The sequence below is a fragment of the Kitasatospora sp. NPDC022856 genome (assembly GCF_055561235.1).
In genome coordinates, this window is sequence record NZ_JBVHHE010000015.1 from 178,038 (window position 1) to 191,891 (window position 13,854).

A 13,854-nucleotide genomic window follows, 5' to 3' on the forward strand; every position below is an offset into this window, starting at 1 on the left:
CGGGCCGAGCGGTTGCTCGCCGGGGCCCGCCACCTCGACCTGCCCGCCGACGCCCCGGCGGACCCGCGGGCCGTGCTGGCCTTCCTCGCCGACCCGCGGCGCGAGCCCGAGGCCGCCTGGCGCGACGGGCGCCCCTACGTACCCCGGCTCGGCCCGCTCGCCCCGCTCACCGCGCCGGAGGCCGCCGCCGCACCGGCCTGCACGCTGCTCTCCCCCGGGGCCCGCTGGCTGGTGACCGGCGGGCTGGGCGGCCTCGCCGGGGAACTGCTCCCGGAACTGCTCCGCAGGTACGGCCCGCACCTGCTGCTGGTCGGGCGCACCGACCCGGCCGCGGGTGGTCCGGCGGCGGCCGCGCGCCGCGCCGCGCTGGAGCGCCTGGTGCGGGCCGGCGGCCGGGTCGAGTACCGGACGGCCGACCTGACGGACCGCCGGGCCCTGGCGGCCGCCGTCGCCGAGGCCGAACAGGCCTGGGGCGCGCCGCTGGAGGGCGTCCTGCACCTGGCCGGCGAGTACCGGATCGGCCTGCTGGAGGAGCTCGGACCCGAGCGGTGGCAGGAGGCCGTCCGGGCCAAGACCGCGGGCACCGACGCGCTGGCCGAGCTGGTGGCGGCCCGCCCCGGTGCCCAGTTCGTCGGCTACTCCTCGATGATCGGGTTCCAGGAGGCGGTCGGCTCGGCGGGGTACGCGGCGGCCAACCGCTCCCTGGAGGCGGCGGTCGAGCGGCTGCGCCGGGAGCACCGGGTCGCGGCCTGGACGGTCTCCTGGGGCCTGTGGCGGGGTGTCGGGATGAACCGGGAGGCCTCCCACGACGCGGCCGCCGCCGAGCGCGGGATCGCCGTGCTCGACGCCGCCGAGGGCCGGCGGCTGGCCACCGCGCTGCTCGCGGCCCCGCCCGGTCACTACTACGCCGGTCCCGACAGCACCCGCCCCGCCGCCCGGCGCCGACTGCTGGCGGCTGAGCCGCGGCTGGTCGCCGACGCCCCGGAGCCGCGCGCCGCCGGTCCGGCGCGCCCGGTGGTGGCGGCGCCCGCCCCGGCCGAGCTGCGCCGCGCCGTGCTGGACACCTTCGAGGCCGTCCTCGGCGAACCGGTCGACCCCGGCCGACCCTTCCACGAACTCGGCCTCGGATCGGTGCAGCTGATGCGAGTCCAGGCCGCGCTGGCGGCGGGCCCGGCGCCCGGGCTGGAGCCGACCGCGCTGTTCCGGCACCCCACCGTGGACGCGCTGGCGGCCCGGCTGGCCGGCGGTGCGCCGGAGCCGGCACCGACCTCCACCGCGCCCGCGCCGGAGGTGCCCGCCGACCGGCGGGTGGCGGTGATCGGCCTGGCACTGCGGCTGCCCGGCGCGGACACCCCCGAGGAGTACTGGCGCAACATCGTCGACGGCGTGGTCAGCACCACCCGGTACACCCCCGAACAGCTCGCCGCCGCCGGCATCCGCGCCGAGGAGTACAGCCACCCCGACTTCGTCCCGGTCACCGCGCCGATCGCCGACATCGGCCACTTCGACGCCGAGGCCTTCGGCATCAGCGCCGCCGAGGCCGCCCTGATGGACCCCCAGCAGCGGCTGCTGCTGGAGACCTGTGCCCGGGCCCTGGACGACGGCGGCTACGGCGACACCGCGCCGGACACCCGGGTCGGGGTCTTCGCCGGCACCGGCATGACGCTGTACTCGCTGCGCGGCTACCTCCAGCACGCCATCGGCACGGCCGCCGACCCGGCCCGGCCGGTCGAGGCGCTGCAGGTGGCGATCGGCAACCAGGCCGACTTCGCGGCTACCCGGGTCGCCTACCGGCTCGGCCTCACCGGGCCCGCCGTCGGCGTGCAGACCGCCTGCTCCACCTCGCTGGTCGCCGTCCACCTGGCCGTCCAGTCGCTGCTGACCGGTGACAGCGACCTCGCCCTCGCGGGCGCCGCCGCCCTGCACGTCCCGCAGGCCGCCGGCTACCGCTACCAGGAGGGCTCGATCCTGGCGCCCGACGGCGTCTGCCGGGCCTTCGACGAGCGGGCCGCCGGAACGGTGGGCGGCAACGGCGTCGCCGCCGTCCTGCTCAAGCGCCTCGACCGGGCGCTGGCCGACGGCGACACCGTGCACGCGGTGATCCTCGGCTCCGCCGTCAACAACGACGGTGCGGGCAAGGTCGGTTACACCGCGCCCGGCCTGGACGGCCAGGCCGCCGTGGTCGGCCGGGCACTGGACGTGGCGGGCGTGCCGGCCGACAGCATCGGCTACGTCGAGGCGCACGGCACCGGCACCCCGCTCGGCGACCCGATCGAGGTCCAGGCCCTCACCCGTGCCTACCGGGCCCGTACCGGGGCGGTCGGCTTCTGCGCCCTCGGCTCGGTCAAGCCGAACATCGGCCACCTGGACACCTGCGCCGGGATGGCGGGTCTGATCAAGGCCGTCCTCGCGCTGCGCCACCGGGCGATCCCGCCGGTGACCCACCTGACCAGGCCCAATCCGGCTCTCGGGCTGGCCGGCAGCCCCTTCACGCTCCCGACCGAGGAATCGCACTGGCCCACCGGGGATGCCCCGCGCCGGGCCGGGGTCAGCGCGCTGGGCGTCGGCGGCACCAACGCCCACCTGATCCTGGAGGAGGCACCGGCCGGCGCCCCCGCGGACGCCCCCACCGCCCCCGACAGCGAACCGCCGGTCGCCCTGCTGCCGCTGTCGGCCCGCAGCCCGCAGGCGCTCACCGACCTCGCGGCCACCGTGCTCGACCGGCTGCGCGCCGAACACCCGCCCCGCCCGGCCGACCTGCTGCTCACCCTCGGCGCGGGCCGCCGCCCGCTGCGCCACCGGCTCGCCGTCACCGGCACCGGGCCCGCCGAACTCGCCGACGCGCTCGCCGGGTTCGCCGCCGGGCGGCCCTCCGGCCCGGCGCACTCGGCGCGGGACGCCGGGCGCGGCACACCGGCCCCCGTCCTGCTCTACACCGGACAGGGCGCGCAGTACCGGGGCATGGCCGCCGGGCTGTACCGGGCGTACCCGGTGTTCCGGGAGGTGCTGGACACCTGTGACCGGCTGCACCGCGAGACCTGGGGGGAGTCGCTGCTGCCCCTGCTGCTGGAGCCCGATCCCGACGGCGAGGAGCAGCCGTGGACCACCGAGGCCGCGCAGCCCGCGCTGTTCGCGGTGCAGGCCGCGTACACCGCGCTCTGGGAGGAGTTCGGGCTGCGGCCGGCGGCGGTGGCGGGGCACAGCGCGGGCGAGTACGCGGCGGCCTACGCGGCCGGGGCCTTCTCACTGGCCGACGGCCTCTTCCTGGCCGGGGTGCGCGGGCGGCTGATGCACCGTTCGACGGAGCCGGGGGCGATGACGGTGGCCACCGCGTCCGCCGAACGCCTCGGCGCGCTCGCCGAGTGGCTGCCCGGGGTGGACCTGGCCGTGGTGAACGGCGCCGGGCAGTGCGTCCTGGCCGGGCGGCCCGGGGACATCGCGGGAGCGGAGGCGGTGCTCGCCCTGGAGGGTGTCGGAACCGAACGGCTCACCGCCGACCGGGCGTTCCACTCCCGGCTGATGGAGCCGATGCTGGAGGCGTTCCGGCGCCGGCTGGAGCAGATCACCCTCCGGCCGCTGCGGGTCCCGCTGGTGAGCAATCTGGACGGCGTGCCGCTGGCACCGGGCACGGTGCCCGGCCCCGACCACTTCGTCCGCCAGACCCGGGAGACCGCGCGCTTCGACCGGGTGCTCGCGACGCTCGACGGGCTCGGCCACGGGCTCTTCCTGGAGGTCGGTCCGCACCACACCCTGAGCGGGCTGGGCCGGCGCGAACTCGCGGGGGCGGTGTTCGTGCCGAGCGGACGCCGCGGTCGCCGCACGGAGCGCCAACTGCTCACCGCACTGGGCACGCTGTGGACCCACGGGGTGCCGGTGGACTGGGCGGCGGCCGCCGCCGCCCGGCGGTGGCCGGACGGGCCCGCGCGGCGCGTCCCGCTGCCGGGCCGACCGTTCCACCGTACCTACCACTGGTTCACCGCGCCCGGCGCCGAAGACACGGCCGACGCCTCGACCGCATCGCCGCCCGCGACCGCGGCCCGGCCCGTACCGGCGCCGGGGCCCGCACCGCTGTCGGGTTCCGTACCGCTGACCGTGGTCGGGGCCCGTCCGGGGCCGGCGGCCCCGCCCGTAGCCGAACGCACCGTCCTGGAGGAGCCCGTCATGACCGACACCCCCGCGCCGGACCCGCTGGAGCAGGCGGCCGCCCTGGTCCTTGGCCGGGTCGTCGCGCAGACCGCGCGTCAGCTCGGCGTGGCGGAGGAGGCGGTGGGCGCCGAGGAGCCCTTCTTCGACCTCGGGGCCGACTCGCTGTCGATGATCAACATGATCCGGGACCTGGAGCGCGCCTTCGGGGTGCGGGTCCCGATGCGCGAGCTGTTCGAGGACGCGGACACCCCGGCGCGGCTGGCCGGACTGATCGCCGGGCGGATGAGCGCCGAGGCGCTGGCCGGCCTGGTGCCCGCGCCGACGGCGGCGGCTCCGGAAGCGGTGCCCGCGCCGGTACCGGAGCCCCTGGCGGTGGCACCGGCCGCGCCCGCGCCGACGCCCGGACAGTCGGCGCCCACCCCGGCCCCCGCCACCCCGGCCCCCGTCGCTGCGGCTCCCGTCACCCCGTCCCCCGTCGCTGCGGCACCCGTCGCTGTGGCTCCCGTCACCCCGGTGGCGGCCGCCGCTCCCGACGGGGCCGGCGCGGTGATCGAACGCCAGCTCGCCCTGATGGGCCGGTTCTCCCGGCTGATGGCCGACCAGCTCGCCCTGCTCGCCGGCTCCCCCGCCACGCCCGCCACGCCCGCCACGCCGACCGTGCCCGCCTTGCCCACCGCCGCAGCCGCCGCAGCCGCCGCAGCCGCCGCCGTCACGGTCGCACCGGGACTCCCCGCCACACCGGCCCAGCCGGCCACCCAATCGCAAGCACAGGTGCACGGCCCGCGCGTCACGGTCGCCCGGGACTCCGGGATGGCCGGGGGCGGCCTGACCGGCGAACAGCGCCGCCACCTCGACGAGTTGGTCGAACGCTTCACCGCCCGCACCGCCGCCTCCAAGGCGCTCACCCAGCGCCACCGCCGGGTGCTCGCGGACAGCCGGGCCGTGGTCGGCTTCCGCTCGGCCACCAAGGAGATGCTCTACCCGCTCGCCGCCCGCCGGGCGCAGGGCTCCCGGCTGGAGGACGTCGACGGCAACTCCTACGTCGACATCACGATGGGTTTCGGCGTGCTGCTCTTCGGCCACGAGCCCGCCTTCGTCCAGGAGGCCGTCCGCGAGCACCTGGCCGGCGGTCTGCGGCTGGGTCCGCGCGGCGCGGAGACCGGCGAGGCCGCCGAACTGCTCGCGGAGCTGACCGGCACCGAGCGGGTCGCGTTCGCCAACTCCGGGACGGAGGCCAACGCGGGGGCGATCCGGCTGGCCCGGGCGTACACCGGGCGGGACACCATCGTGATGTTCGAGGGCTCGTACCACGGGCACTTCGACCACACGCTGGGCCGCCCGGTGGGCCACGGGGCCGAGCGCGAGACGGTCCCGGTGTCGATCGGCATCCCCGGCAGCGCGGTCGCCGACCTGGTCGTGCTGCCGTACGGGGAGCCGGAGAGCCTGCGGGTCATCGACGAGCTGGGTGACCGGATCGCCGCCGTGCTCGTCGAACCGGTGCAGAGCCGCCACCCCTCCCGCCAGCCCGCCGAGTTCGTCCGCGGGCTGCGCGAGCTGACCGCCCGCCGCGGCATCGTGCTGATCTTCGACGAGATGCTCACCGGCTTCCGGCCGCACCTGCGCGGCGCCCGCGGGTTCTGGGGCGTGGAGCCCGACCTCTCGACGTACGGCAAGGTCCTCGGCGGCGGCTTCCCGATCGGCGCCATCGCCGGGCGGGCGGCCGTGATGGACGGCATCGACGGCGGCTTCTGGCAGTACGGGGACGCCAGCCACCCGCCGAACGACACCACCTTCTTCGGCGGCACCTACATCCAGCACCCGCTGTCGATGGCCGCCTGCCGTGCCGTGCTGCGGCACTTCAAGGAGCAGGGGCCGGGCCTCCAGGAGCGGCTGAACGCCCGGACCGGGGAGCTGGCGACCACCCTCAACGGCTTCTTCGAGGAGGAGGAGTTCCCGCTCCGGCTGGCGCACTTCGGCTCGCTCTTCCGCTTCGAGCCGCGTGCCGACATGGAGCTGCTCTTCCACCACCTGCTGGTGAAGGGGGTCTACGTCTGGGAGTGGCGCAACTTCTTCCTCTCCACCGCGCACTCCGACGGCGACGTGGAGTTCGTGGCCGACGCCGTCCGCTCCTCCCTGCGGGACATGCGGCGCGGCGGCTTCTTCCCCTCGACGCGCGGGGTGGCCGTGCCGTCCGTACCCGCCCCGCGCCTCGAACTGCCCGCGCCCACCCCCGTCCCCGCGCCCGTCCCTGCGCCCGTCCCCGTCCCCGCGCCCGCCGGTGACCCGGACCGCGAGGTCGACTTCAGCCTCTCCTTCTTCGGCGACTACCCGCTCGACACCCGGCCCGAGGACCGCTACCGGATCGTCCTGGAGAGCGCCCGGTTCGCCGACCGCAACGGCTTCCACGCCGTCTGGCTGCCCGAGCGGCACTTCCACTCCTTCGGCGGCATCTTCCCCAACCCCTCGGTGCTGGCCGCCGCGCTGGCCCGGGAGACCGAGCGCGTCCGACTGAACGCGGGCTGCGCCGTGCTGCCGCTGCACCACCCCGTCCGGGTCGCCGAGGAGTGGTCGGTGGTCGACAACCTGTCCGGTGGGCGGGTCGGCCTGGGCTGCGCCAGCGGCTGGCACCCCAACGACTTCCTGTTCTTCCCCGACCGCTACGGCACCCACAAGGAGCTGATGCACCGGCAGGTCGACACCATCCGGGCGCTGTGGCGCGGCGAGCCCTACCGGGGCCGCAACGGCAGCGGCGAGGAGATCGAGGTGCACCTGCACCCGCGCCCGCTCCAGGAGCTGCCGCCGATGTACACGGCGATCGTCGGCAACCCGGACAGCTTCCGCGAGGCCGCCCGCCACGACCTCGGCGTGATCACCAACCTGATGACCCAGAGCGTCGAGGAGCTGGCCGCCAACGTCGCCCTCTACCGGCGCACCCGGGCCGAGCACGGCCTGGACCCCGAGGCCGGGCGCGTGGTGGTGCTGGTGCACAGCTACCTCGGCGCCGACCTCGCCACCGCCCGCGAGCAGGCCTACCGCCCGTTCTGCGGCTACCTGCGCTCCTCGCTCTCGCTCTTCGGGCAGGTCGCCAACAGCCTCGGCCTCACCCTGGACTACGAGAACACCCCGGAGGAAGACCTGGAGTTCGTCCTGGAGCGCGCGTACGAGCGGTACTGCGCCTCGCGCGCGCTGATCGGCACCCCGGAGAGCGTGCGGACCGTCCTGGACTCGCTGCGCGCCGCCGGCGCCGACGAGATCGCCGCCTTCGTCGACTTCGGCCTCTCGCCCGAGCAGGTCGCCGCCGGCCTGCCGTACCTGGACGAGCTGCGCCGCACCGCCCAGCGGCCCCGCGAGCGGCGCGCGCCGCTGTCGTACGCCCAGCAGCGGATGTGGTTCCTGCACCGGATGCTGCCCGACAGCTCCCGGTACAACGAGGTCAAGGCCATCGCCCTGGACGGGCCGCTCGACCACCGCGCGCTGGCCGGCGCCCTGCACGCCCTGACCGAACGGCACCCGGCGCTGCGCACCGTCTTCCGCGAGCAGGACGGCGAGCCGTACCAGGTGGTGCTGCCCGCCACCGGTGCGCCGCTCCCGGTCGAGGACGCCCCGCCGGGGCGGGACCGGGAAGGGGCCGTCCGCGCGCTGGTCGCCGAGGAGGGCGCCCACCGCTTCGACCTGGCCACCGGCCCGCTGCTGCGCACCCGGCTGCTGCGTCTGGCCGAGGAGCGCCATGTGCTCGTCCTCGCCATGCACCACATCGTCATCGACACCCTCTCCGCCGTGGTGATCACCCGCGAGCTGGGCGAGCTCTACCGGGCCGCGCAGTCGGGCCGCCGTCCCGAACTGCCGCACCTGCCCACCGACTACGCCGCGTTCGCGGCCCGGGAGCGGGCCCTGGTGGCCGAGGGCGCGCACGCCGCGAGCCTGGCGCACTGGCGCGAGGTCCTCGGCGGCGAGCTGCCGGTGCTGGCGCTGCCCACCGACCGGCCGCGCCCGGCCCTGCCGGACGGCCGGGGCCGCGCCTTCGTCCGCCTGCTCGACGGCGAACTCTCCGCCCGGGTAAGGGAGCTGGCCCGCTCCCGGCGCTCCACCCTGTTCATGGTGCTGCTCACCGCGTTCGCCGGCGTGCTGCACCGCTTCAGCGGCCAGGACGAACTCGTGCTCGGCACCCCCGTCGCCAACCGCGAGGAGGGCACCGAGGACCTGGTCGGCTTCTTCGTCAACACGCTCGCCCTGCGCCTCGACCTGTCCGGGGAGCCCGACTTCGAACGGCTGCTCGCCCGGGTGCGGACCACCGCACTGGATGCCTACGAGCACCAGCGGCTCCCGTTCGAAGTCCTGGTGCAGGAGCTGAACCCGGCCCGCGACACCAGCCGCAACCCGCTCTTCCAGGTGATGGTGGAGTTCGAGAACCACGCACTGTTCGAGCTCGACCTGCCCGGCATCGAGGCCCGGCCGCTGGACGACGTCGTCGACAAGTCCGGCTTCGACCTCACCCTGTTCCTCACCAACCTGCCGGAGGGCATCCGCTGCCACGTCGAGTACGCCACCGCGCTCTTCGACCGGGAGAGCGTCGAGCGCCTGCTGACCGCCTTCGAGCAGCTGCTGGCCGCCGCCGCCGCCGACCCCGCACGCCCGGTGGCCGAGCTGCTGCCCGGCGGCCGCGAGGTGGCCACCCCGGGCCTGCCCGGCACCCCGTCGCTGCGCGAACGGCTGGCCCGCACGGCGGCCGCGCACGCCGACCGCACCGCCGTCCTCACCCCGGACGGCACCCCGGTCACCTACCGCGAGATCACCGACCGGGCCGAGCGGCTGGCGGCGCTGCTGGCCGCCGCCGGGGTCACCGCCGGCACCCCCGTCGCCACCCTGCTGCCGCGCTCCGCCGACCAGGTCGCCGCGCTGCTCGCGGTCGTCCGCCTGGGCGCCGTCCACGTACCGATCGACCCGGTGCACGGCGCCGAGCGCTGCCGGCTGATCGCCGCCGACAGCGGTGCGCCCGTCCTGCTCACCCGCACCGGCACCGACCGGCTCGGCATCGCCCTGCCCGCCGTCCTGGCCGACGACGAGAGCGCGGTGCCGCCGGCACCCGCCGCCGTCGACCCCGATCCCGAGTCACCCGCCTACTGCCTCTACACCTCCGGCACCACCGGCCGGCCCAAGGGCGTCGTGATGCCCTACCGCGGCCTGCGGTCCCTGGTCGACTGGAACACCGACCAGCACGGCCCGCTGCGCACCCTGCAGTACGCCTCCTGCGGGTTCGACGTCTGCGTCCAGGAGACCCTCACCGCCCTCGCCGGCGGCGGCACCCTCGTCCTCGTCGACGAGGCGACCCGCTACGACGCCCGGGCGCTGGCCGACCACCTCCGGCGCACCCGCACCGAACGCATCCACCTCCCGCACACCACCCTGACCGGCCTGCTCGGCGCCCTGGCCGAGGCCCCGGTGCCCGACCTGCGCGAAATCGTCTCCGGCGGCGAGCAACTGCTGCTCACCCCGGCGCTGCGCGCCTTCCTGCGGGCGAACCCGCGGTGCCGGCTGTTCAACCACTACGGGCCGACCGAGACCCATGCGATGACCAGCGTCGAACTCTCCGCCGACGGCCCCGACCACGCCCCGGTCGGCCGCCCCGTCCCCGGCAGCCGCGTCCAGCTGCTCGACCCGCACGGCCGGCCGGTGCCGGAGGGCGCGGTCGGCGAGATCCACGTGCTCGGCGACCAGGTCGGCCTCGGCTACCTGAACCGCCCCGAGGAGACCGCCGCCGCCTTCGTCCGCACCCCGCAGGGCCTGCGCTACCGCACCGGCGACCTCGGCCGGCTGCGGCCCGACGGCACGCTGGAACTCCTCGGCCGGATCGACGAGCAGGTGAAGATCCGCGGCTACCGGATCGAACCCGGGGAGGTGGAGAACGTGCTGCGCGCCGTCCCCGGGGTGCGGCAGGCCGCCGTCGCCGCGCACCACGGCCCGCAGGGCACCGCGCTCGCCGCGTACGTCGTGCTCGCCCCCGAAGCCGCCGAAGCCCCCGAAGACCCCGAGGCTCCGGCAGCTCCGGCAGCTCCCGACGCGGCCGCCGCCCTCGCCCGGGTGCGCGACGAGCTCGCCGACCGGTTGCCCGAGCACATGGTGCCCCGGCTCTGGGCCCGCGTCACCCACGTGCCGCTGACCCGCAACGGCAAGCTGGACCGCGCCGCACTGCCCCCGGCCGTGCCGATCGGCGCCGACGCGGACACCGCCCCCGCCACCGAGCTGGAGCAGCGCCTCCAACGGCTCTGGGCGAAGGAGCTGGACGTCCCCGCCCCGGGCGTGGAGACCTCGTTCTTCGATCTGGGCGGGCACTCGCTGGCCGCCACCCGGCTGCTCAACCTGGTCCGCGAGGAGACCGGCCTGGAGATCGGCATCCTCGACTTCTTCCGCCGGCCCACCATCCGCGGCATGGCCGACCGTGCCCGCGCCGCCGCACCGGCCGAGACCTTCGAGCGAGGGACGCTGTGACCGCCGTGCCCACCGGACCGACCGCGCCCGCCGTGCCCGCGCCGACCGAGGACTGGCAGCGGCTCGTCCGGCTGCTGGACGAGCGGGAGATCGTCCTCTCCACCGAGGGCGGCCGGCTCGACTACCTCGCCCCGCCCGGAGCGATGGACGCCCCGCTCGTCGCCCTCGTGAAGGCCGAACGGCCCCGGCTGCTCGCCACCCTGACCGGCGGCGGCGCCGCCGAGGCCGCCGCACCGGCCGGCATCGCCCAGGCCCGGATGCACCGCAGCCACGGCCGGGTGGCCGACCCGAGCCTGTGGAACATCACCCAGCGGATCACCCTGCGCGGGCCGCTCGACCCCGCCCGACTGCAACGGGCCCTGACCGCGCTGACCGCCCGCCACCGCAGCGTGCGCACCCGGTACGCGCCCTCCGACCTCGGGCTGCTCCAGCAGGTCCTGCCCGCGCCCGACGGCCTGCCGCTGCCGGTCGCCGCGGTGGGCGGCGGCGCGGAGGCGGTGGCCGCCGCCACCCGCGAGGAGGCCGCCACCCCGTTCGACCTCGCCGCCCCGCCCCTGCTCCGGGCCCGGTTGCTCCGGCTGGGCCCCGAGCACCACGTCCTGCTGCTGACGATCCATCACATCGTGCTGGACGGCTGGTCCCTGGCCACCCTGCTGGCCGATCTCGGCACGCTGTACGGGGACCACCGGGCCGACCTGCCCGAGCCGGGATCGATGATCGAACACGCCTGCTGGGAACGGACGGTGGTGACCCGGGAGGCGGTGCGCCGGGCCACCGCCCGGTACGCCGAGCGGCTGGCCGGACTGCCGCTCACGGTGCCGCTGCCCACCGACCGGCCCCGGCCCGAACGGCGCTCCGGGCACGGCGGCGTGCTGCCCTTCACGCTCACCCCCGAGCTCACCGCGGCGCTGAACCGGTGCGCGGCCCGCCGCTCCACCACCCCGGCGGCCGTGGTGCTGGCCGCCGTGGGCGAACTGCTGGGCGAACTCACCGGCGCCGACGAGACCTTGGTGATGCTCTCGACCGCCAACCGGCGGCGCCGGGAGCACGAGCGGCTGGTCGGGCTGCTCACCACCAACCTGCCGGTCCGGCTGCCGAGCCGCGCGCCGGGCGGGTTCGCCGGGCTGGTCGACCGGGCCGGCGAGGCCCTGGCCACCACGCTCGACCAGGCGGACGTCCCGTTCGGCCTGGTCACGGAGGAACTGCGGGCGCTGGGACTGGCGCTCCCGCCGTCCTTCCCCCAGGTACTGCTGGCCGTGCAGACCACCCCGGCGCCGGTCCTGGAGCTGACCGGCCTGGACGTCGTGGTCGAGGACGTCCCGGGCAGCGGCGCCCGCTCGGACCTGCTGCTGATGCTCACCCCCGAGGGGAACGGCCTGACGGGCCTGGCCGAGTACGACGCCGACCTCTTCGACGGGGCCACCGTCCGGGGCTGGCTGGACCGGCTGGTGCGACGGCTGGCCGAGCAGGTGCCGCCGCTGGCGTGACCTTCCCCCGGGTCAGGCCCCCGGAGGCCGACCCCGGAGCCGACCCCCAGCGCCCGTCAGGCGCGCAGGAAGGCCTCCAGGGCGGTCGCCAGCGCCACCGGCACCTCGTGCATCGGGTAGTGCCCGGAGTTGGCCAGGACCTCCAGGTCCGCGTTCGGGTAGTGCGCCAGCCAGGTGCCGCGCATCAACTCCGCGGACAGCGCGAGGTCGTGCTCACCGACGAAGACCTTGACCGGCAGGGTGCTGCCGGCGATCCGCGCCGCGAAGTCCTGGGTGGTCCAGTCGTCGAGGTAGCCGGCGACGGCCTCCGGGCTGGAGCCGGCCACCGAGCGGGCCGTCATCGCGTCCAGCCAGCGGCCGCAGGCGCGGTGCCCGGTCACCAGGTCCAGGATGGCCCGCCGGTTGGCGGGCTGCCGCGGGGCCTGGTGGAACAGGTCGTACGCGTCGCCCTCCAACGGATAGGCGCTCGCGGGCACCGGGGCCAGCCCCACCAGCTTGCGCACCCGGTCCGGCGACTCGGCCAGGACGCGCTGCGCCGCCTTGCCGCCCATCGAGTGCCCGACCACGGAGAAGGTGTCCCAGCCCAGCTGGTCGGTCAGGGCCAGCGCGTCCGAGGCGATCTCCGCCAGGGTGAACTCGCCCTCCACGTCGCGCCGTTCGCCGTAGCCCCGGTAGTCGAGGAAGGCGTAGCCGAAGGCGTCCGGGTCCAGGTGGTCGAGGAACGCGCCCCAACCCGCGCTGGTGCCGAACCAGTCGTGCAGGACGAGCACCTTGTGCTCGCCGGTACCGATGGTGCGGTGACTGATCGTCATGGCGGCGCTCCCGTTCGCGATGGTCTGCCGCTCTCCTCCCCCGGCCCGCCGTTCACCAACCCCACCGGCCACCGACGCCACCGCGCCCGCCCCGGGAGCCGGGGCCGCCCGGCCCCTCGGGGTCCTCAGGCGGGCAGCTGCTGGCGGTAGGCGTCCAGTGCGGGCGCGGTGGTGGTGGCGAGGAACTCCGTGACGGTGTACTCCGCCAGACCGGCCAGGCTGAACGGGTCGGTCCGGACGATCTCCTCGACGACAGCCCGGTCCGGGGCCACGGCGATGATCACGCCGCCGTCGCGGGGCTCCTTGCGGCCCGAGGCGAGGAAGGTCCCGGCCTCGTAGTGCTCCTTCAGCCACTCCACGTGCCGCGGGAGCACGGCGTCGATACGGTCCAGGGGCGCGGTGTAGGTCAACTCCAGAACGAACATGGGTCCAGGCTAGTCCTCCCTCCCGACGGGGTGTCAGCGGGGCGGCGGTCCGGAGATTTTGCCGAACGGTCGACCAACGCGCCCCGCGTCCCGGATAGCGTGCGGGCATCCCCGTGATCACGGGCGCGGCCGGACCGCGCCGGAAGAGGTGTGCCATGAACCGGATCGACGTCCCCGCGACCGCCGCCGCACTGCCCGGGGCCTGGCGCTCGCGCGTCCTCGGCCGGATCGGCACGGCCGCCGTCAAGGTGCTGCGGATGGACGAGCTGCCGCTGGCCGAGGAGCGGCACCCGCACGCCGAGGCGCTGCTCGTCCTGGACGGCCGGCTGGACCTGCTGGTCGCCGGCACTGCCGTCCCGCTCGGCCCCGGGGAGCTGTACGTGGTGGCGGCCGGCGTCCCGCACGCGGTGGCCCCGGGCAGCCGGGGCACGCTGGTGATCGTCGAGGTGGACGACGACGGCGCCGGACCGGCCTGAGCCCGCCGTCCGGACGGCTCGC

The 13,854-nt window shown here is 76.3% G+C and carries 5 protein-coding genes; 3 read left to right on the plus strand and 2 right to left on the minus strand.

Translation table 11 applies throughout. The features are described 5' to 3' along the window. Positions 1-12 precede the first annotated feature (12 nt). Both ACZ34W_RS20940 and ACZ34W_RS20945 read left to right on the plus strand, forming a co-directional pair. Positions 13-10,632, plus strand: a complete 10,620-nt coding sequence (locus ACZ34W_RS20940; RefSeq protein WP_465606093.1) for a MupA/Atu3671 family FMN-dependent luciferase-like monooxygenase — start codon at positions 13-15, stop codon at positions 10,630-10,632. Between the two features lie 5 nt (positions 10,633-10,637). Continuing rightward, positions 10,638-12,119, plus strand: coding sequence for a condensation domain-containing protein (locus ACZ34W_RS20945; RefSeq protein WP_465606095.1), 1,482 nt, complete (start codon positions 10,638-10,640; stop codon positions 12,117-12,119). Between the two features lie 56 nt (positions 12,120-12,175). On the opposite strand, the gene ACZ34W_RS20950 is transcribed toward ACZ34W_RS20945, so the two are convergent. Together ACZ34W_RS20950 and ACZ34W_RS20955 are read right to left on the minus strand one after the other, a co-directional pair. Then, a complete protein-coding gene (locus tag ACZ34W_RS20950) occupies positions 12,176-12,931 on the minus strand; it encodes an alpha/beta fold hydrolase (protein WP_329485783.1) in 756 nt (251 codons plus the stop codon). Between the two features lie 125 nt (positions 12,932-13,056). Beyond that, entirely contained in the window at positions 13,057-13,356 is a 300-nt protein-coding gene (locus ACZ34W_RS20955; RefSeq protein WP_329485784.1) for a YciI family protein, read from the minus strand. A 155-nt stretch (positions 13,357-13,511) separates the two neighbouring features. On the opposite strand from ACZ34W_RS20955, the gene ACZ34W_RS20960 reads away from it, so the two are divergent. Then, positions 13,512-13,832, plus strand: a complete 321-nt coding sequence (locus ACZ34W_RS20960; RefSeq protein WP_359809082.1) for a cupin domain-containing protein — start codon at positions 13,512-13,514, stop codon at positions 13,830-13,832. Positions 13,833-13,854: the final 22 nt, after the last annotated feature.

Coding starts and splice junctions, on each gene's coding strand:
- ACZ34W_RS20950 (WP_329485783.1), bottom strand. CDS start 12,931: ATGACGATCAGTCACCGCACCATCGGTACCGGCGAGCACAAGGTGCTC.
- ACZ34W_RS20955 (WP_329485784.1), bottom strand. CDS start 13,356: ATGTTCGTTCTGGAGTTGACCTACACCGCGCCCCTGGACCGTATCGAC.
- ACZ34W_RS20960 (WP_359809082.1), top strand. CDS start 13,512: ATGAACCGGATCGACGTCCCCGCGACCGCCGCCGCACTGCCCGGGGCC.